Source organism: Streptomyces sp. JHA26 (assembly GCF_002005565.1).
Taxonomy (GTDB): Bacteria; Actinomycetota; Actinomycetes; order Streptomycetales; family Streptomycetaceae; genus Streptomyces.
In genome coordinates this window covers 71846-90013 of sequence record NZ_BDJC01000009.1, presented here as the reverse complement: position 1 = coordinate 90013, position 18168 = coordinate 71846, and the positions used below count along the sequence as shown (strand labels likewise).

The window sequence follows — 18168 nt, the reverse complement described above, 5'->3', positions numbered from 1 at the left end:
GCACGGGTGGCCGAACGGGTGGGCGCCGCCCGGTTTACGAACCGCAGGGGAAGGCACTCCACAACCCACTGTTCTTCACGCGTGCGCAGGAGAGCCCATGACTCAAGTCGCCGACTACGTACTTCAGCGCCTGGCCGAATGGGGCGTCGAAAGGGTCTACGGCTACCCGGGCGACGGCATCAACGGTCTGCTCGGTGCGTTCGACCGGGCGGGGGGCAGTCCGGAGTTCATTCAGGCGCGGCATGAGGAGATGGCCGCGTTCATGGCGTGCGCGCACGCGAAGTTCACCGGCGAGGTGGGCTGCTGCGTGGCGACCTCGGGTCCGGGTGCGGTGCATCTGCTGAACGGCCTGTACGACGCGAAGCTCGATCATCAGCCGGTGGTGGCGGTGGTGGGCCAGCAGAAGCGGTTGTCGCTGGGCGCCCACTACCAGCAGGAGATCGCTCTGGACCGGTTGTTCGCGGACGTGTCGGAGTTCTGCCAGATGGTGGTGCATCCGGGGCAGGTCCGGCACGTGATCGACCGGGCGTTCAAGACGGCGCTGACCACGCGGGGCGTGGCCACGGTCATCATCCCGAACGACGTGCAGGAGGAGGACGCGGTGCCGTCCCCGCCGAAGGAGCACGGTTCGGTCTTCTCCAGCGTCGGCTGGAGCCGCCCCCGGGTCCTCCCCGACCCCGACGAGCTGCGCAGGGCCGCCGACGTGCTCAACGCGGGCGAGAAGGTCGCCATGCTGGTCGGCCAGGGCGCCGCGGCCGCCGAGGCCGAGGTGATCGAGGTGGCCGAACTGCTGGGGGCCGGGGTGGCCAAGGCCCTGCTGGGCCGTGAGGTGCTCCCCGACGACCTGCCGTTCGTGACGGGGCCGATCGGTCTGCTGGGCAGCAAGGCCAGTGACGACATGATGCGGGAGTGCGACACCCTGCTGATGGTCGGCACGAGTTTCCCGTACGCGGAGTGGCTGCCGGACGAGGGGCAGGCCCGAGGCGTGGAGATCGACATCGACGGCCGCATGATCGGCATCCGCTACCCGATGGAGGCCCACCTCGTCGGCGATGCGAAGGAGACGCTGAGGGCGCTGGTCCCGCTGCTGAAGCGGAAGAAGGCCGGCCGCTGGCGGAAGAAGATCGAGAAGGACGTCCGCGAGTGGAACGACCTGTGCGACCGCTGGGCGGACCAGCACTTCGGCGGCCGGATCAATCCGCAGGCGGTGGCCGCCGAACTGTCGCCGAGGCTGCCGGACGGGGTGATCCTGACGGCGGACTCCGGCTCCGGCACCAACTGGTGGGCCCGGCACCTGAAACTCCGTGACGGCATGCGCGCGTCGCTGTCCGGGACGCTGGCGACGATGGGCCCCGGTACGCCGTACGCGATCGCGGCGCGGTTCGCGTACCCGGACCGCCCGGTGATCGCCTTCGTGGGTGACGGTGCGTTCCAGATGAACGGCATGAACGAGATGATCACCGTCAAGCGGTACCTGGACCGGCTCTCCGGGCCGGCTCCGCTGGTCTTCTGCGTGTTCAACAACCAGGACCTCAACCAGGTCACCTGGGAGCAGCGCGCGATGGCCGGTGACCCCAAGTACCCCGGTTCCCAGGACATTCCCGACGTCCCCTACGCCGCCTACGCCGAACTGCTCGGCCTGAAGGGCATCGTCTGCGACAAGCCCAGGAAGGTCGGCGCCGCCTGGGACGAGGCGCTGGCCTCGGACCGGCCGGTGGTGCTGGAGTTCAAGGTGGACGCGGAGATCGCACCGATCCCGCCGCACATCACGACGGAGCAGGGCAAGAAGGCCGCCCAGGCCGCCGTGCACGACCCGGAGCGGGCCGGCATCGCCGCCAAGGGCGTCCGCCAGAAACTCACCGAGTACGCCGGGCACCTCCCCGGCCGGGGCAAGAAGTGACCGGCGCGGGACGGTACGGGCGCGGCGGGCGGCACCGCCGGAAGGACGGCCCCGAGGTGGTGGTCGTGACCGGCGCCACCGCCGGCGTCGGCCGGGCCACGGCCCGCGCCTTCGGCGCACGCGGTGCCGCCGTGGCGCTCCTCGCGCGCGGCGAGCACGCGCTCGAACGGACGGCCGAGGAGGTCAGGAAGGCCGGCGGGCGCGCCCTGCCCCTGGTGGTGGACGTCTCCGACGCCGAGGCGGTGGACGCCGCCGCGACCCGGATCGAGGACGAGCTCGGCCCGATCGACGTCTGGGTGAACGCCGCCTTCACGACCGTCTTCGCCCCCGCCATGGAGGTCCGGCCCGAGGAGCTGAGGCGGGCCACCGAGGTGACCTACTTCGGCTTCGTCCACGGCACCCAGGCCGCGCTCCGGCGGATGGTGCCCCGTGACCGGGGCACCGTCGTGCAGGTCGGCTCGGCCCTCGCCGAGCGCAGTGTGCCCCTGCAGTCGGTGTACTGCGGTGCCAAGCACGCCATCCAGGGCTTCACCGAGTCCCTGCGGTGCGAACTGCTGCACGACCGCAGCGGCGTGCGGGTCACCATGGTGCAGATGCCCGGCCTGAACACGCCCCAGTTCAGCTGGGTCCTCACCCGGCTGCCCCGGCACCCGCGCCCGGTCGCCCCCGTCTACCAGCCCGAGGTCGCCGCCGAGGCCGTCCTGCACGCGGCCGACCATCCGGGCAGGCGCGTGTACTGGGTCGGCGGTTCCACCGTCGCGACCCTCCTCGGCCAGCGGGTCGCCCCGGGCCTGCTCGACCGCTACCTGGCCCGCACCGGCTACGACTCGCAGCAGACCGACGACCCCGTCGACCCGTCCCGGCCGGTCAACCTCTACGAGCCGGTGGACGACGCCGCGCCCGTCGACTACGGCGCCCACGGCCTCTTCGACGACGAGTCGCACCCGCGGAGCCTCCAGTTCTGGTTCTCACGCCACCGCCGCCCGCTCGCGCTGGCCGTGGCGGCCGCCGGAGCCGTCACCGCGACACTGGCCGCCGGGGCGGGCGGACGTGCTCACGCCGGCGGGACCGGGGCGGCGTGGAGGCGGGTCGCACACACCTGCCGGAGCGCGGGTGCGAAGGGCCGGGGCGGGACGCCGCGCGGCTGACGCCGTCGTGCGCCCCGCCTCCCCGGGGAAGCGCCCGGACGGGCCACCGGCCGTCCGGGCGCGTTCGACCGCACCGGATCACCGCTCCCGATCGATGGTCCGCGTCCACCAGTGGTGCTCGCAGAACCAGTGGCCGACCATCGCACCGCCGAAGACGACGAACCCGACCCCGATGAGCCAGGACTCCACCACGAGCACGATGCCGACCGCGCCGTAACTGATCGCGTTGTCGAGGATCAGCGGGGTGAAGACGAGGTAGGAGAAACCGCGCAGGCCGACCAGGCCCACCATGGTGGCCAGCGCCCCCGGCAGCAGGTCCCGCCAGCGGATCTGCCCGCCCAGCAGGAAGTGCTGCCCCCACCAGAAGAAGAGCATGCCGACCGATGTGGAGAGACCGATCCGCACCGAGCCGTGCAGAGCGGTACGGGTCTGCACCTCCTGGTACAGGTACGCGGTCAGGGCGATCACCCAGGTCAGCTGTCGCCAGACCCGGTGCCAGGGGCCGGACGGCAGACCCCAGATGCGTTCGTAGCCGTTCTGCACGCTCGCCGCGAAGGACACGCCGAAGACGGCGAGGGCGATACCGCCCCACACGCTCGTGGTGCCGACCACCTTGGTCGGCGGGCTGATGATGTCCGTCAGCACCTTCGCGGACCGGCCGGACAGTCCCATGCCGTCGGCCAGCCACGACGCGAAGCCACCGTGTCCCAGGGGATCGGCGGCGGCCACCACGATCAGCAGCGGCGCCAGCGTGACCAGGGCCAGCGTGGCGAAGCCCATCGCCCGGTGCATCAGCTCCAGGTCCCGTCCGCGCCGGACCAGCGCGGACGCGGCCAACCGGTCCCACAGACGAAGGAAGGGGCGCCGGTACCGGTTCACGGGTGCTCCTCGGGCGGTCCTCGGACTGGCTCGCCGATGGGGGACTGAGTGACCCGGGGGCCGCGGGACAAACGCGACGCCCGTACGCGCACCCGTCCGCACAGCCCGGAGCCGCGGAAGGAAGGACCTCCGTGGAGAGGCCTCCGTACGGGCGGAACGGACCGGGAGACCCGGTCCGGGGCGGCGAGCCGCAGAACCCGGACGACATCAGGACAGTGATCAGGCTGGACGACGACGCGCTCCGACGCCACCGCACGACCGGCACGCGTGGTGGTTCCCCTCCCCTGTTCACCCTGTTTACGCGTCCCGCCCGTGGGTCACCCGCTGGAGGGGGGCGGCGGGAGTGCCGCCGAAGGAGTACGTGATGACGCTGGTGGCCGACCACGTTCCGCAGCGCCCGGCCGAGTGGGGCGCCGGAAGGGCCCACGGCCGTCCGGGTGACGGCGCCGACGGTCCGCCTGGTGCGTTCGACCGGGCGAGGGGCGGCCCGGAGTCCGTTCAGGGGCGGTACGAGGGGACGGCCGCGTTCCCGGCGTGCGCGCACGCGAGGTCCACCGGTGCGGCGGGTCGCTGTGCGGCGGCCTCGGGTGCGGGTGCGGTGCGTCCGCCGAACGGCCCGTACGACGCGAAGCCCGACCATCGGCCGGTGGTGGGCCGACGGGAGCGGTCGTCGCTCGTCGCCGCCGCGGGCGTCCGCCCAGGACCCGCCGGGGTCACGGAACGCCTCCCCGGGCGCCACTGATGCCGGACGACACGGCGGGACTGGGCGGCTGCACCATCGACACGGTCGACGTCCACGCCTTCGAGGTCCCCACCGACGGGCCGGAGGGCAGGGAGCAGGACGGCACGCTCGAATGGGACTCCACCACCCTGGTCCTGGTCCGGGTGCACGCCGGCGGACGGACCGGGCTGGGGTACACCTACGGGGACACGTCGGTCGCCGCGTTCGTGCGCTCGCAACTGGCGCCGGTGATCGGGGGAGGCCCCGTCTCCTCGCCGCCGGCACTGTGGGAGCGGATGGGCGCACGGATCCGCAACGCCGGTCGTCCCGGTGTCGGGACCATGGCCCTGTCCGCCGTCGACGTGGCGCTGTGGGACCTCAAGGCGAGGCTGCTGGACCTTCCGCTGGTGCACCTCCTGCCGGCCTGCCACGACCGCGTGCCCGTCTACGGCAGCGGCGGCTTCACCAACTACTCGCCGGACCGCCTCGCCGGCCAGCTCGCCGGCTGGGTGGAGCAGGGCATCGGGCGGGTGAAGCTGAAGACCTCGCGGGAGCCGGAGGCCGACCCGCGGCGCCTGACCGCCGCACGCGAGGCGGTCGGCGACGGGACCGAACTGTTCACCGACGCCAACGGCGCGCTCGGCCGCAAGGAGGCCCTGTACTGGGCGCGCAGGTTCCACGACGAGTGGGACGTGCGCTGGTTCGAGGAACCCGTCACCTCCGCCGACCTGGAGGGGCTGCGGATGCTGCGCGACCGGGGACCGGAGCGCCTGGAGATCGCGGCGGGGGAGTACGCCTTCACCGCGCAGGACTTCGTCGGCCTCGTCGACGGCCCCGCCGTGGACTGCCTCCAGGCCGACGTCACCCGGTGCGGGGGCATCACGGGCGTGCTGGAGGTCGCCGGGTTGTCCGCCGCCCGGCACCTCGACCTGTCCGCGCACTGCGCCCCGGCGGTCTCCGCCCACGCCTTCTGCGCCGTACGCAGACTGCGGCACCTGGAGTACTTCCACGACCACGTGCGCGTCGAGCGCCTGCTGTTCGACGGCACCCTGCCGCCCGTCGGCGGGACCCTGCGGCCCGACACCGGACGGCCGGGACTCGGTCTGGACGTCAAGTGGGCCGACGCGGAGCCCTACCGGGTCCACGGCACGCGGCCGTCCTGACCGGCGGGTGCGGAAGGGGCGGCCGCGTCCGGTTCAGGGGTCCGTGCGCTGCCTCTGTCGCATCTGCTCGTTGTGCCAGGCGATCGCGCGGCGGATCTGCGGTTCGCGCAGACCCGTCCGGCACGCGAGCTGGTCCATGGAGAGCGTCGGCGGCCCCGTGGCCAGCGCGCGGGTCAGTTTCGCCGCCCAGAGTTCCTCCTGCACGAAGGGCCGGTCCTGGTAACCGTCCTTGACCATGTCGAAGTGGTCGTCGCAGCACGCGGTGATGAGCCGCAGTCCGTCGAACCACTCGTCGGTCGCGTGCGCGGAGGAGGAGTCCGGCACGTATCCGCGCACGGCCTCGTCCTCGGGGAACACCTTGGCGCACAGATCGCACAGCTCCACGGGAACGGCCCGTGCGGCCCGGCGGCCCTTCCTGTGCCTGCGGTTCCACCACATCGCGCCTCCTGGAATCACCGTCCAGCAGCGTCGACGCCGTATGCCGTGTCGGGTCGGCGTCCGGAATTCCGGAGTTACCCGACGAGAAAGGGGCAAACGCCCCACTCGTCCCGCACGTCCCGCCCGAGTCGGGTGGGCCGGCGGCTCGAGGAGGTCGTTCCGCGTGACCACCGGCCTGCGGCTCAGCTCGGGCACCGGCGCCGAAGCGCGACCATCTTGTTTCGTACTACATCTAGATGCATCATGCGCTCATGGACATGCCCGCCGCGGGCTCCGCGACCGCCACCTCGGCATCGTCATGGCGGTCATCGCGGCCGGCGTCACCGACCCGACCACGGTCATCGTCGCGGTCGTCGTCAGCGGCGCCTTCATCGGCATCAACAACACCCTGACCACGCAGGCCGTCATGCTCGTGCCGCCGGTCGAGCGCCCCCGTGGCGTCCTTTGCGTACGGCTTCCTCCGCCTCATCGGCGGCGGCCTCGCCCCCTACGTCGCCGGAAGGCTCGCCGCCGTCACCGGCCTGAGCGTCCCCTTCTACCTCGGTGCCGCCACCTTCGTCCTCGCCGTCCCCGTCCTGGCCGGCGGCCACCGCCTGCTCCGCCGGGCCGAGACCGGCACCGCCGACGGCGAGCCCGCGACGCCGACGTTCACCGCCGTCGGCACCCCGGCCACGACCGGCGTACCGCCCGTCGTCGTCGCCGTGGGCGCCCACGACCGGGCCGCCTCCATCGTGGACACGGCGGCGCGTCTCGCCCGCGACACCGGCAACCCCCTCGAAGTGGTCCACGTCCGGCGGACCGCCGTGGTCGAGGAACAGGCCGTCGACACCGAGACCGACGCCGAGGCCCGCCGGGCGGTCACCGCGCACCTCGAGCGGCTGACCGGCCTCGGCATCGCCGCCACCGGCCAGATCCTCACCGGCGTCGGCGACCACGCCGCGGCCGGACGGGCGCTGGCCCGGCACGCCGCCGAGGTGCGGGCCCGCACGGTCGCCGTCGGCCGGTCCCCGCGCGGCCCCGTCGCGCAGTTCGCCGACGGCAGCTTCACCAGCGCGCTCACCCACGCCGCCGATTGCACCGTCGTCCTCGTCGACCCGGACGACGCCCCCCCTTCCCCTGACCGCCGCCGCACTGCCGGGCCTGCGCACCGAGGCGCGCTGAACCGGCCCGGCTCAGCGCCGGATGAGACCGAGGCCGGTGGCGGCGGCGACCGCGGCCGTGCGGGAGTCGACGCCCAGTTTGGCGTAGACGCGGGCCAGATGGGACTTCACCGTGCCCTCGGTCAGGTGCAGCCGGTCCGCGACATGCTGGTTGGACAGCCCCTCGGCGACCAGCGCGAGGACCTCCGTCTCACGACGGGTCAGCGAGGTGTGCGGCTCGCGCAGCCGGGTCATGAGCCGGTCCGCGACGGCGGGGGCGAGCGTGGTCCGGCCCGTCGCGGCGGTGCGCACGGCGGCGGCCAGCTCCTCCGGCGGCGCGTCCTTGAGCAGGTACCCGGTGGCGCCGGCCTCGATGGCGGGCAGCGTGTCGGCGTCGGTGTCGTACGTCGTGACGATCAGGACGCGCGGGGCGCCCGGACGCGCGGTGATGGCGGCCGTGGCCTCGGCGCCGTTCATGCCCTTGCCGAACTGGAGATCCATCAGGACGACGTCGACGTCACCGGGGCCGGCCCGGACGACGGCCTCCTCCGCGGTCGCCGCCTCCGCGACCACGGTGATGCCCTCCTCGGTCTCCAGCACCGCGCGCAGCCCCGCCCGGACGACGGGGTGGTCGTCGGCGAGCAGCAGCCGGATGGGCGTCGGGGCGGTCTCGGTCACGGCCGGTCCTCCGGATCGTCGTCGGTGGGGGTGGAGGGAAGCCGGGCGGACAGCGCGGTGCCCTGCCCGGGGGCGGACTCGACGGTGAGCGTGCCGCCGACGGCGCGTACGCGGGCCCGCATGGCGGCCAGCCCGAACCCGCCACCGCCGTCCGCGCCGGGCACCCGCACGGTGGCCGGGTCGAAGCCCACGCCGTCGTCCACGACACCGAGGACGACCGCGTCGCCGAGATAGCTCAGGGTGACCTCGGCCGTGCCGGCCCGTGCGTGCCCCACCGTGTTGGCCAGGCCCGACTGGGCGACGCGCAGCAGGGCGACCTCCTGCGCCGTCGGCAGCGGGCGGGGCGGGCCGGCGAGGCGGAACCGCACGTCGAGCCGGTGCCGGTCGGCGGTGGTGGCGCACAGCCGCTCCAGCGCGCCGGCCAGGGGAGTGTCGTCCAGCGCGGGCGGGGAGAGGGCGGCGACGAAGCGACGGGCCTCGGCGAGATTGTCCAGCGCGGCCTGTCGGGCCTGGCCCACGTAGGTGACGGCGGGCTCCGGCCGGCCGGGCAGGGCCCGCTCGGCGGCGCGCAGCAGCAGCTGGATGCTCGACAGTCCCTGGGCGAGGGTGTCGTGGATCTCCCGGGCCAGACGCTCGCGTTCCTCGAGGACGCCCGCGGCACGCTGGGCGTCGGCCAGGTCGGCACGGGTGACGGTGAGCTCCTCGATCAGCCGGCGGCGCTGCTCGCTCTCCCGGTACAGCGCCTGGTAGCCCCACACCACCGCCACGGCGACGGCGGCGCCGAGGACCGGGCCGATCGCGGTGGCCGCGGTGAAGGTGCCCGCGTGGACGGAGAAGGCGGTGATCGCCGCGACGGCCGTGCCCAGCACCGCGGCCAGCCCGGCCCGGCGCGGCAGCAGATGGAGCTGGACGAAGTACAGCGGGAACGCCAGCCACACGGCCTCGGCGGACAGGGCCAGCAGCACGAGCCACACCACGCCCACGGCCGCCAGCCACAGGGCCGCAGCGCGGCGGGAGGCGCTGACCGCGGGGAGGGTGGGGCCCACGGCGTACACCGCGCCCAGCACCGCGGCGACGGCGACGGCGGCGGGCGCGTGCGGCCGGCCGTCCGCCACCGCGCGCAGCGCCACCAGGGCGAGCAGGCCGGCCACGAGCAGGTGCATGGCCCAGGCCAGGGAGCGGGGGGTGGGAGTCAGCGCGTTCACGATCGTCCCAGCCTACGGACCTCCCGGCGGGCCGGGCATCTGCCGAAAGTGAGAGGCCGGCCCGCATCCTTCGGCCCGCGAAGTGCCCGCTCAGGACCGATGCCCGACCGGCCCCGGACGACGACGGTGGGGGTGTCGCCGATTCCGCGGCGACACCCCCCTTGTTTCCTCCACCACGCCGCTTCGAAAGGCCGGGCGAAGACGTGTTTGTCGCCTCGAGAGACCTGATGTTCGCCAAGGGCCGGTTCGCCCTGATGGGAACCGTCGTCGTACTGATCACCCTGCTGGTCGGGCTGCTGTCCGGACTGACCGAGGGCCTGGCCCGGGAGAACGTCTCCGCCGTCGCGTCCCTGCCCGCCGACCGGATCGCCTTCGCCGCTCCGAGCGGCGGCCAGGACCTGTCGTACGCCGACTCCGCCGTCACCGAGGCGCAGTGGCGCCGGTGGGCGGGCGCCCCCGGTGTCCGCGGCGCCGAGCCGCTCGGCATCACCACCACCCGGGCCCGCGCGGGCGACCGGAGCACCGGCGTGTCCGTCTTCGGCGTCCGGCCCGGCTCCCCGCTCGCGCCCGGCGGCGACCGGATCGACGACCGTACGGCGGTGCTGTCCGTCGCCGTCGCCGACGAACTCGGCGTCCGGGCGGGCGGCACCGTCACCGTCGCCGGCCGGCGGCTGACCGTGGCCGCGACCGAGGGCGACGCCTCCTTCAGCCACACCCCGGTGGTGTGGACGAGCCTGCGGACCTGGCAGGCGGTCGCCCCGCCCGCCGGCGCCGCGGACGGGCCCGTCGCGACGGTGATCGCCCTGGACACCGGCCCCGGCGCCGACCTCGCGGCCACGGACCGGGCGGCGGGCACCGTGACCGTCACCAAGGACGAATCCCTGTCCGCGATCGGCTCCTATTCTTCCGAGAACGGCTCCCTGCAACTGATGCGCGGCTTCCTGTTCGTCATCTCCGCCCTGGTCGTCGGAGCCTTCTTCACCGTGTGGACCATCCAGCGCAGCGGCGACACCGCCGTCCTGAAGGCCCTGGGCGCCTCCACCGCCGGGCTGCTGCGCGACGCGCTCGGCCAGGCCGTCGTCCTGCTGGCCGGCGGCACCCTCGCCGGCACCGCCGCCGCCGTCGCGGTCGGCGCCGCGGTCTCCGGCTCGGTGCCGTTCGTCCTGGCACCCGCCACCGTCCTCGTCCCGGCCGCCGTGATGATCCTGCTCGGCGGGCTCGGCGCGGCGCTCGCCGTCCGCCGCATCACGTCCGTCGATCCGCTGACCGCCCTGGGGAGCGCCCGATGAGCCTGCACCTGACCGGCATCACCCTGACCTACCCCGACGGCGACGGCCGTCTCACCGCCCTGGACCGCGTCACCCTGGAGGTGCCGCGCGGCAGCCTCACCGCCGTCGTCGGCCCCTCCGGATCGGGCAAGTCCAGCCTGCTGGCCGTCGCCGCGACCCTCATCACCCCTGATGCCGGCTCGGTCGCCGTCGACGGCGCCGACACCGGTGGGATGAGCCGCGGCGAGCTGGCCGACCTGCGCCGGCGCCGCATCGGGATCGTCTTCCAGCAGCCCAACCTCCTGCCGTCCCTCACCGCGGCCGAGCAGCTCCAGGCCATGGCCCACATCGACGGCCGCAGCCCCCGCGCCGCCCGGGAGCGCGCGCTGGACCTGCTCGGCGCCGTCGGCCTCGCGGACCGGGCCGACCGCCGCCCCCACCAGCTCTCCGGCGGCCAGCGCCAGCGCGTCAACATCGCCCGCGCCCTGATGAACGACCCCGGGGTGCTGCTGGTCGACGAGCCCACCAGCGCCCTCGACCACGAGCGGGGCGCCGCCGTCGTCGGCCTGATCACCCGCCTCACCCGCGAGCGGGACACGGCCACCGTGCTGGTCACCCACGACCACGCCCATCTGGCCGCGGCCGACCGTGTCGCCGAGATGAGGGACGGACACCTGAGCGTGTCCGTGCCGGCCCGCTGACCGGGCCGCCGTTCAGGCGCCGCCGGGACGGAGCCGGTCGGCGGCACCGGGCGGCTGGATCCGCATGCCGGGCCGGCGCCGGTGGACCGTCAGATACGTCACCCCGTCGGGCCCGGCCTGGACGGCGCGCGTCGAACCGTGCGGCAGCCAGGTCAGCAGCCCCGGCCGCAGCGGGCGGTCGCCGTCGGCGCAGACGAGGGTGGCCGCCCCGTCGAGGACGAGCAGCAGGACGTCGAGGTCGGGCTCGGTGTGCGTGCCGACCCGTCCGGACGCGGGGACGCGGACGACGTTGGCGTCCAGCTGCCGTCCCGGTTCGGCGAGCCGCCACAGGGCGCCGCCCCCCGCGTCCTCGGCACGGGCCAGGAGCTCCGCGGTGTCGCACAGGACCCGGGGGAGAGGAGCCTCCTCGACCGGGGCGCAGGAGCCGCCGTCTTCCGCTGTCATCGGATGTCACCGTCCGCCGTGTCCCACCGCGGTCGCCCGCCGCCCCGTTGGGCGGCCGTCCCGGCGCGGCCCCGTCGAGTGACGCACTCCACAGGTCCCCGACCGCAGGTAAAGGCGAATCTAACATGCGTATTTGTTAGGGTCCGGGTGTGCGGCTGACGAAGTTCACCGACCTGGCGCTGCGTTCCGTGATGCGACTGGCGGTCCTGAAGGACGGCGACGACCCCCTCGCCACCCGCGAGGTGGCCGAGGCCGTCGGCGTGCCGTACACGCACGCCGCGAAGGCCATCACCCGCCTCCAGCACCTCGGTGTGGTGGAGGCCAGGCGCGGCCGCGGCGGCGGACTGACGCTGACCGACCTGGGGCGGCACGCCTCGGTCGGCTGGCTGGTCCGGGAACTGGAGGGCGACGGCGAGGTCGTCGCCTGCGAGGGCGACACGCCGTGCCCGCTGCGCGGTGCCTGCCGGCTGCGGGGCGCCCTGCGCGCCGCCCAGGAGGCGTTCTACGGCGCGCTCGACCCGCTGACCGTCACCGACCTGGTGGCCTCGCCGACCGGTCCGGTCCTGGTCGGTCTGACGGCTCGTCCACCCGGCTGACGGGCGGGCGGCGCGGCACGTGCCGGCCTGTGACTCAAAACACGAAAATCATCTGCCGATCAAGGAGTCGCTGTGCTCTCCGAACAGTCCGTTCCCGTGGTCCGGGCCACCCTCCCCGCGGTCGGAGCGGCCATCGGTGACATCACCGAGCTGTTCTACCGCAAGCTGTTCGACGCCCACCCCGAGCTGCTGAGGGACCTGTTCAACCGGGGCAACCAGGCCAACGGAGAGCAGCAGAAGGCCCTGGCCGGGTCCATCGCGGCGTTCGCCGGCATGCTGCTGGAGCGTCCCGACGCCCGCCCCGACGCGATGCTCTCCCGGATCGCGCACAAGCACGCCTCCCTCGGCGTCACCTCCGACCAGTACAAGATCGTCCACCATCACCTGTTCGCGGCGATCGCGGAGGTCCTCGGCGACGCCGTCACCCCGGAGGTCGCCGCCGCCTGGGACGAGGTCTACTGGCTGATGGCCAACGCGCTCATCGCCGTCGAGGCCCGCCTCTACCAGGAGGCCGAGGTCGCCGAGGGGCAGGTCTGGCGCCGCACGGAGATCGTCGAGCGGCGCGAGGAGAGCCCCGACGCCGTCTCCTTCGTGCTGCGGCCGGCCGACGACCGCCCCGTGCGGCCGTTCCGCCCGGGCCAGTACGTCAGCGTCCGGTCCGAACTGCCCGACGGCTCGCACCAGATCCGCCAGTACAGCCTGTCCGCCGCACCCGGCCGGTCCGACCGGCGGATCACCGTCAAGCGCGTCCAGGGCGGCGGCCGGCCGGACGGCGAGGTCTCGTCCTGGCTCCACGCCACCGCGCGCGAGGGTGATGTGCTCACCGTCTCCGAGCCGTTCGGCGACCTCGCGCTGACCGAGGGCGACGGCCCGCTGCTGCTGGTCTCCGCCGGAATCGGCGTCACCCCCATGCTGGCCATGCTGGACCACCTGGCCGCCACCGGCAGCAGCCGTCCGGTCACCGTCGTCCACGCCGACCGCACCCCCGCCGACCACGCCCACCGGCAGGAGCAGCTCGACCTGATAGGCGCGCTCCCGGACGCCCGGCTCCACCTCTGGTACGAGGAGCCCGGCGACCAGGCGCCCCGGGCGTCGGCCGGACTCGTCGACGTCGACGTCCTGGACCTGCCCGAGGGGCTCACGGTCTACCTGTGCGGCCCGGTGCCCTTCATGCGCGCCGTCCGCGGCGACCTGCTGCGCCGCGGAGTGCCCGCCGAGGCCGTCCACTACGAGGTCTTCGGCCCCGACCTCTGGCTCGGACAGCAGTAGAACCGGCGCCGGAACCGTGCACCGGCCGGCGGCACCCGGTGCCGCCGGCCGGACCCCGCCGTCGCCGCGCGCCTTCCGACACGGCGTTAGGCCGCTGCGGTGAAGGCGGTGGTGATGGCCGTGTCGATCCGGGCGTGCACGACCAGGCGGGGACCGGACGTGTCGGCGTTGTCCTCCAGCAGCCGCCGGACCGGGGCGCTGTGGGTGACCACGCTCATCAGGACACCGAGGCGACCGCACCACTGATGGGCCCGGAGCACGGCACTGACCGCGGCACCACTGGAGGCCTTCTCGGTCAGCACGATGACGACCGGGGCCGGCCGATGGGCGTCGACGAGATGGCTGATGTGCGTGGACAGCGCGGCCCGCCCGTCGACTCCCGGATCCTGATCCACCGTGATGACGAGGACTCCGTGCTCCAGGGTGTGGGACAGCATCGTGGTGGCCTCCGATCTGACGCCTGACGGCGAAGTGCCTTCAGTGAAAGTGTCCCGGACCCGGTCCGCAATGCGCGGCGACGGCGACGCCGTGAACGGCGCGGCCCCGGCGTCCCCGTACCGCGGCACCGGGTGCCGACGGGGCGGGGGCGAACCCGTTCCCCCAAGGGCCCGGCGGGCCTTCGCGCCTTCGCCGCGTACCATCGTCCGGTCCGTCCCCGAACCGGCAAGGAGCCCCGACCGGTGCCCGCCCTCCTCCCCTCCCCCGAACCGGGCCCCGTCTGCTGGACCTGGAGCGTCTGGCCCGCGTGGAGGACGGCGAACGGCTGCACGCCCTGCTGTGGCGCCCCGGGCCGGGCTGGCGGATGGCCGGCAGCGCCGTGCTCGGCGGCGGTATCGCCGACTGCGCATGGGTCCTCAACGCCCAGGTGGCGCACGGCTACCGACGCACCGACCCCGCCCGGCACCTCGCCGACCTGGCCCGCGCCGTCGGAGCCGAGGGCCGGGGCATGGGTCTGATGACCGCCGCCGACGTCCGCGACCCCGGCCGCGCGCGGGACGGCGGCGCGGAAGCCGTCGTCACCGCGGGCGTCTCCGTGCGCGGGTGGGCGGCGGCACCGCGGGAGGACGGCGCGGGGGCGCCCGGGCCGGGCACCATCAACATCCTCGCCGCCCTGCCGGTGGTCCTGAGCGACGCCGCCCTGGTCAACGCGGTCATCACGGCGACCGAGGCCAAGGTGCAGGCACTGGTCGAAGCGGGCCTCGACTGCTCCGGAACCCCCACCGACGCCGTGTGCGTCGCCGCCCGCGCGCCGCGTCCCGGCACGGAGGTCCACGCCTTCGCCGGCCCCCGCTCCGAGTGGGGCGCCCGGCTGGCGCGGGCCGTGCACCGCGCCGTGCTGGACGCGCTGCCCGCCGCCGCACACGGCTGAGCTGCCGCGCCCCGGGCCCAAGTCCCCCCGGCCGCAGCTCACTTCCGCGGCCGACGGCCGGCCCGGGCGGTCACAGGGAGGTCCTGCGCCGGATCGCCGCCGCGCGCAGGGCCAGCGCCGCGGCCAGCAGCACCCAGGCCACGGCGCAGTACGCCCACGCCGTCGCACCCCGGGCCACCCCCACGGCGCTCCAGACGGCCCACAGCGCGAGCACCACGCACAACGCCGTCCACGAGATGTCGGCCACGCGGACACGCAACTGCGCGCGCTGCCGCGTGCCGGGTTCCAGATCGCCGAGACCGCCGTCGGCGGGTGCCTTCCGGTCGTCCACGTGGGGCTCCTTCGCTGGAGTGCTCACCAGTGGGCGTCGGGTACCCCCTCGGAAGTCCCGCAAGCGGTCCGGGCGCACGTGCGTGGGGACGGCCCGGGCGGGCCGTCCCCACAACTGTCCTCACGTACCGCTACGTACCGCTCAGCGCTGCCCGCTCTTCTCCAGCGCCTTGTCCAGGGCGGCCGCGAACCCGTACGCCCACAGCTGGTTCACCCGGCTGCGCTCGGTGGCGTTGGGGTACGGGTTGGTGCAGGACGGGCCGGGGCCGCCGCCCGACATCAGCTCGCTGCACGGACCCGAGTAGTGGTCGGGCAGACCGAGCACGTGCCCCGTCTCGTGCGCGGTCACACGGGTGGAGTCGTACTGCCGGTTCTGCGTGTAGTCGAGGAAGATGTAGCCGCTGCCGTGCCCGTCGGTGGAGGCGTACGAGCCGCGTGAGTCGTTGCCCTCGTAGTACGAGAAGTCGGCGCCGGAACTGCTCTCCGCGAGGCGCACGTTGGACACCGAGCTGTTCCAGATCTGGGCGCTGCGGGATATCTGGGTGCGGAAGCTGGGCGCGTTTCTCGTGCTGTAGTACACGGTGACGGCGGCTGTCGAGGACGGGTTGGCCGCCCGCTTCTCGGCGACGGACCTGACGACCGCCTCGAAGAACGCCTGGTTGGCGCGGGCGTCCTCGGCCGAGCCGGCCGAGGGCTGGTAACCGGCCCGGGCCACGGGGGCCTGGGGCTGGGGAGCGGCGGCCGTCACGGCCGGGCCGGTGCCGAGCACGGCGGCGGTCAGGCCGAGGCCGACCGCGGTGGACAGCAGGGGCAGGGTGATGCGCATCGATGACTCCTTGCGTGGGGGAGTGGGGAGAAGTCGTCACCGGTGAGTGTGAGGCGCCCATGAGTCCGCTGTGATGATGGCAACAGGCGATAGGACCGGGCTATCACCCAGGTTCGACGGGAGTGCTGAACTCGCCCTGTTCCGCCGCGTTTTGTTCACCTGGCGCAACCAACTGTTCCGCTCTACGCTCCCTGCATGGAGCTCGAGGTGAGGCATCTTCGCGCGCTGTGCGCCATAGCCGACGCCGGCAGCCTGCACCGGGCGGCACGTCAACTCGGCGTCGCCCAGCCCACGTTGAGCACCCAGTTGAGCCGCATCGAACAGGCCCTGGGCGGGCAGCTGTTCGTCCGGGAACGCAGCGGCTGCCGCCCCACCCCGCTCGGCCGCACCGTCCTCGGCCGGGCCCGCCCGCTGCTGGCCGACATGCGCACCCTCGTCCGCGAGGCCCGCGCCGCCGCGGCCGGCGGCGACAGCCGGCTGCGCGTCGGCTCCACCGCGAGCCGTGCCCTCGCCGGCTGGCTGCGCCGGCTCAGACGCCCCGGCCTGGAACCGACGCTCCAGATGGACGTCTCCGCCAACGCCCTGCTGCGCAGGGTCTGCGACGGCCAGCTCGACGTCGCCTTCGTGCACGAGGTGGAGGGCTGTCCGCTGCACGTCCCCGAGGGCCTGCGGCTGCGGGTCCTGATCGAGCGCGAACCGCAGTTCGTCATGCTGCCCGCCGACCATCCGGCGGCGGCCCGCCCCGTCGTCCACCTCACCGACCTCGCCGACGACCGGTGGATGGTCGACCCCACCGTCGACGGCGAGTGGGACGGCGTGCACCGCATGCTGCGCGCCGTCGGCCTCGACCCGCGCGTCCTGCACGGCGACTACCACACCGCCGCGTCCCTCGTCGCGACCGGCGAGGTCGTCACCGTCTGCCAGCCCAGCTCCCAGTCCCGCCCCGACACGGCGGTACGGCGCCTGCACGGAGACCCCCTCGGCGTGCGCCTGCTGCTGGCCGCGCGCACCCGGGCCGAACTGGACGCGGTCTACCCCGCGCTGGAGGAGGCGTACTGGGAGGTGGCCCGCCAGTCCTCCGCGTACCGGGAGTGGCTGGAGGGCCGCCGGCCGCACGCCGTGGCCCCGTGCTCACCGGTGACCGGCGCGGGCACCGACCGGGCGGAGTTCGTCCCCGTCCGCTGAAACGGACTATCCGCCCATTCGGGTGCTTTCTCTCGCGAACCGGTATGACAACAGGGCCAAACGGTTACGGAGAGGGGCATGAGCTCTGTGCGACGACTTCCCCTGCGTTCGATGGCCGTGACGTGCGCCCTCGGCAGCTCCGTCCTGCTGATGACGGCCTGTACCAACGCCGATACGACACGCTCGAGTGTCGCCGAGGCGGCACCGACCGGATCCCCCTCCGGTTCCGCCTCCGTCTCCGAATCCGCCTCCCCTTCCTCCGCCTCTCCCTCGGCCTCGATGAACGAGGACCAGGCCGAGCGCAGGACCCTGGTCACGATGGCCAAGGTGACCTGGGACAAGGCCGCCGACACCGCCGTCAAGGAGGTGTCCGGCAGCAAGCTCGTCGACCTCGAACTGAAGAAGACCTCGACCGAGGCGACCTCGTCCACGGGCTCGCCGATGCCGAGCACCCCGAACCCCGCCCCCAGCCAGGGCGCCCCCGAGTGGGAGGCCAAGGTCGCCACCTCCGACGGCACCGTGCACCGTGTCGACATCGACGCGGTCAGCGGCAAGTTCTTCCACACCCAGGCCGATGCCGACCAGGACGCCGACGACAAGAAGGAGATGGCCGACCGGCTGAAGAAGGCCACCCAGACCCCGCAGCAGGCGGTGCAGGCGGCCATGGACACGACCAAGGGCACCGTCACCGGTGTCGAACTCGACGAGAACGACGACCAGCAGGTCATGTGGGCCGTCGACGTCGTGAACACCGACAACTGGAACAAGACGACCCTCGACGTCGACGCCACGAACGGCAAGATCCTGGGCCAGCACGTCGACAGCGACTGAGCACCGGCCCGACGAGCACTCCGGGAGCAGCGGGCCGTACCGCCCGGCTGCTCCCTTTTTCCGTGCCGTTCCTCGTGC

The 18168-nt window shown here is 73.8% G+C and carries 19 protein-coding genes and 1 pseudogene; 12 read left to right on the top strand and 8 right to left on the bottom strand.

Annotation, left to right across the window (positions count from 1 at the left end; all coding sequences use genetic code 11):
* Nucleotides 1-97 precede the first annotated feature (97 nt).
* The gene (locus JHAT_RS08160; RefSeq protein WP_077797380.1) at nucleotides 98-1900 is read left to right on the top strand and encodes a thiamine pyrophosphate-requiring protein; all 1803 of its coding nucleotides are present in this window, start codon (nucleotides 98-100) and stop codon (nucleotides 1898-1900) included.
* Entirely contained in the window at nucleotides 1897-3048 is a 1152-nt protein-coding gene (locus JHAT_RS08155) for an SDR family oxidoreductase (RefSeq protein ID WP_077797379.1), read from the top strand. Before JHAT_RS08160 ends, JHAT_RS08155 begins: the two co-directional genes overlap by 4 nt.
* Before the next feature lie 78 nt (nucleotides 3049-3126).
* On the opposite strand, the gene JHAT_RS08150 is transcribed toward JHAT_RS08155, so the two are convergent.
* Entirely contained in the window at nucleotides 3127-3927 is an 801-nt protein-coding gene (locus JHAT_RS08150) for a ribonuclease BN (RefSeq protein WP_077797378.1), read from the bottom strand.
* A gap of 364 nt (nucleotides 3928-4291) precedes the next feature.
* Here JHAT_RS08150 and JHAT_RS35835 point away from each other — a divergent pair, with 364 nt between their 5' ends.
* Both JHAT_RS35835 and JHAT_RS08140 read left to right on the top strand, forming a co-directional pair.
* Entirely contained in the window at nucleotides 4292-4669 is a 378-nt protein-coding gene (locus JHAT_RS35835) for a thiamine pyrophosphate-binding protein (protein WP_077797377.1), read from the top strand.
* Nucleotides 4669-5811 carry an enolase C-terminal domain-like protein gene (locus JHAT_RS08140; RefSeq protein ID WP_077797376.1) on the top strand — a complete coding sequence of 381 codons (1143 nt, stop codon included), beginning with the start codon at nucleotides 4669-4671 and terminating at the stop codon, nucleotides 5809-5811. Before JHAT_RS35835 ends, JHAT_RS08140 begins: the two co-directional genes overlap by 1 nt.
* Before the next feature lie 33 nt (nucleotides 5812-5844).
* Here JHAT_RS08140 and JHAT_RS08135 read toward each other — a convergent pair whose 3' ends face one another.
* The gene (locus tag JHAT_RS08135) at nucleotides 5845-6249 is read right to left on the bottom strand and encodes a hypothetical protein (protein ID WP_077797375.1); all 405 of its coding nucleotides are present in this window, start codon (nucleotides 6247-6249) and stop codon (nucleotides 5845-5847) included.
* Nucleotides 6250-6535: 286 nt separating this feature from the next.
* Between JHAT_RS08135 and JHAT_RS08130 the strand changes: the two are divergent.
* Nucleotides 6536-7410, top strand: a pseudogene (locus JHAT_RS08130) (universal stress protein); the annotation flags it as partial.
* A gap of 11 nt (nucleotides 7411-7421) precedes the next feature.
* On the opposite strand, the gene JHAT_RS08125 reads toward JHAT_RS08130, so the two are convergent.
* The gene (locus JHAT_RS08125; RefSeq protein WP_077797374.1) at nucleotides 7422-8066 is read right to left on the bottom strand and encodes a response regulator transcription factor; all 645 of its coding nucleotides are present in this window, start codon (nucleotides 8064-8066) and stop codon (nucleotides 7422-7424) included.
* A complete protein-coding gene (locus JHAT_RS08120; RefSeq protein ID WP_077797442.1) occupies nucleotides 8063-9229 on the bottom strand; it encodes a sensor histidine kinase in 1167 nt (388 codons plus the stop codon). Before JHAT_RS08120 ends, JHAT_RS08125 begins: the two co-directional genes overlap by 4 nt.
* Before the next feature lie 245 nt (nucleotides 9230-9474).
* Here JHAT_RS08120 and JHAT_RS08115 point away from each other — a divergent pair, with 245 nt between their 5' ends.
* Nucleotides 9475-10560: an ABC transporter permease gene (locus JHAT_RS08115; protein WP_077797373.1), complete on the top strand. Its 1086-nt coding sequence runs from the start codon at nucleotides 9475-9477 to the stop codon at nucleotides 10558-10560.
* Nucleotides 10557-11240, top strand: coding sequence for an ABC transporter ATP-binding protein (locus tag JHAT_RS08110; protein WP_077797372.1), 684 nt, complete (start codon nucleotides 10557-10559; stop codon nucleotides 11238-11240). Before JHAT_RS08115 ends, JHAT_RS08110 begins: the two co-directional genes overlap by 4 nt.
* Nucleotides 11241-11252: 12 nt before the next feature.
* Here JHAT_RS08110 and JHAT_RS08105 read toward each other — a convergent pair whose 3' ends face one another.
* Nucleotides 11253-11684 (bottom strand): hypothetical protein, encoded by a 432-nt coding sequence (locus JHAT_RS08105; RefSeq protein ID WP_077797371.1) that lies wholly within the window; start codon nucleotides 11682-11684, stop codon nucleotides 11253-11255.
* A gap of 149 nt (nucleotides 11685-11833) precedes the next feature.
* Here JHAT_RS08105 and nsrR point away from each other — a divergent pair, with 149 nt between their 5' ends.
* Together nsrR and JHAT_RS08095 are read left to right on the top strand one after the other, a co-directional pair.
* Complete coding sequence (gene nsrR / locus JHAT_RS08100) at nucleotides 11834-12280, top strand: nitric oxide-sensing transcriptional repressor NsrR (protein WP_077797370.1); 447 nt, start codon at nucleotides 11834-11836, stop codon at nucleotides 12278-12280.
* Nucleotides 12281-12352: 72 nt separating this feature from the next.
* Nucleotides 12353-13549, top strand: a complete 1197-nt coding sequence (locus JHAT_RS08095) for a globin domain-containing protein (RefSeq protein ID WP_077797369.1) — start codon at nucleotides 12353-12355, stop codon at nucleotides 13547-13549.
* A gap of 86 nt (nucleotides 13550-13635) precedes the next feature.
* Here JHAT_RS08095 and JHAT_RS08090 read toward each other — a convergent pair whose 3' ends face one another.
* Nucleotides 13636-13986 carry a hypothetical protein gene (locus JHAT_RS08090; protein WP_077797368.1) on the bottom strand — a complete coding sequence of 117 codons (351 nt, stop codon included), beginning with the start codon at nucleotides 13984-13986 and terminating at the stop codon, nucleotides 13636-13638.
* A 308-nt stretch (nucleotides 13987-14294) separates the two neighbouring features.
* On the opposite strand from JHAT_RS08090, the gene JHAT_RS08085 reads away from it, so the two are divergent.
* Nucleotides 14295-14918 (top strand): adenosylcobinamide amidohydrolase, encoded by a 624-nt coding sequence (locus JHAT_RS08085; protein WP_375603554.1) that lies wholly within the window; start codon nucleotides 14295-14297, stop codon nucleotides 14916-14918.
* 70 nt (nucleotides 14919-14988) lie between these two features.
* On the opposite strand, the gene JHAT_RS08080 is transcribed toward JHAT_RS08085, so the two are convergent.
* Complete coding sequence (locus tag JHAT_RS08080) at nucleotides 14989-15249, bottom strand: hypothetical protein (RefSeq protein ID WP_077797366.1); 261 nt, start codon at nucleotides 15247-15249, stop codon at nucleotides 14989-14991.
* Nucleotides 15250-15390: 141 nt separating this feature from the next.
* On the bottom strand, nucleotides 15391-16074 hold the full coding sequence (gene snpA / locus JHAT_RS08075) for a snapalysin (protein ID WP_077797365.1): 684 nt from the start codon (nucleotides 16072-16074) through the stop codon (nucleotides 15391-15393).
* Between the two features lie 195 nt (nucleotides 16075-16269).
* Here snpA and JHAT_RS08070 point away from each other — a divergent pair, with 195 nt between their 5' ends.
* Entirely contained in the window at nucleotides 16270-17259 is a 990-nt protein-coding gene (locus JHAT_RS08070; protein WP_077797364.1) for a LysR family transcriptional regulator, read from the top strand.
* A gap of 78 nt (nucleotides 17260-17337) precedes the next feature.
* Nucleotides 17338-18090: a PepSY domain-containing protein gene (locus JHAT_RS08065; RefSeq protein ID WP_077797363.1), complete on the top strand. Its 753-nt coding sequence runs from the start codon at nucleotides 17338-17340 to the stop codon at nucleotides 18088-18090.
* Nucleotides 18091-18168 lie beyond the last annotated feature (78 nt).

Coding starts and splice junctions, on each gene's coding strand:
- JHAT_RS08120 (WP_077797442.1), bottom strand. CDS start 9,229: ATGCACCTGCTCGTGGCCGGCCTGCTCGCCCTGGTGGCGCTGCGCGCG.
- JHAT_RS35835 (WP_077797377.1), top strand. CDS start 4,292: ATGACGCTGGTGGCCGACCACGTTCCGCAGCGCCCGGCCGAGTGGGGC.
- JHAT_RS08070 (WP_077797364.1), top strand. CDS start 16,270: ATGGAGCTCGAGGTGAGGCATCTTCGCGCGCTGTGCGCCATAGCCGAC.
- JHAT_RS08135 (WP_077797375.1), bottom strand. CDS start 6,249: ATGTGGTGGAACCGCAGGCACAGGAAGGGCCGCCGGGCCGCACGGGCC.
- JHAT_RS08110 (WP_077797372.1), top strand. CDS start 10,557: ATGAGCCTGCACCTGACCGGCATCACCCTGACCTACCCCGACGGCGAC.
- JHAT_RS08105 (WP_077797371.1), bottom strand. CDS start 11,684: ATGACAGCGGAAGACGGCGGCTCCTGCGCCCCGGTCGAGGAGGCTCCT.
- JHAT_RS08140 (WP_077797376.1), top strand. CDS start 4,669: ATGCCGGACGACACGGCGGGACTGGGCGGCTGCACCATCGACACGGTC.
- JHAT_RS08065 (WP_077797363.1), top strand. CDS start 17,338: ATGAGCTCTGTGCGACGACTTCCCCTGCGTTCGATGGCCGTGACGTGC.
- JHAT_RS08160 (WP_077797380.1), top strand. CDS start 98: ATGACTCAAGTCGCCGACTACGTACTTCAGCGCCTGGCCGAATGGGGC.
- JHAT_RS08090 (WP_077797368.1), bottom strand. CDS start 13,986: ATGCTGTCCCACACCCTGGAGCACGGAGTCCTCGTCATCACGGTGGAT.
- snpA (WP_077797365.1), bottom strand. CDS start 16,074: ATGCGCATCACCCTGCCCCTGCTGTCCACCGCGGTCGGCCTCGGCCTG.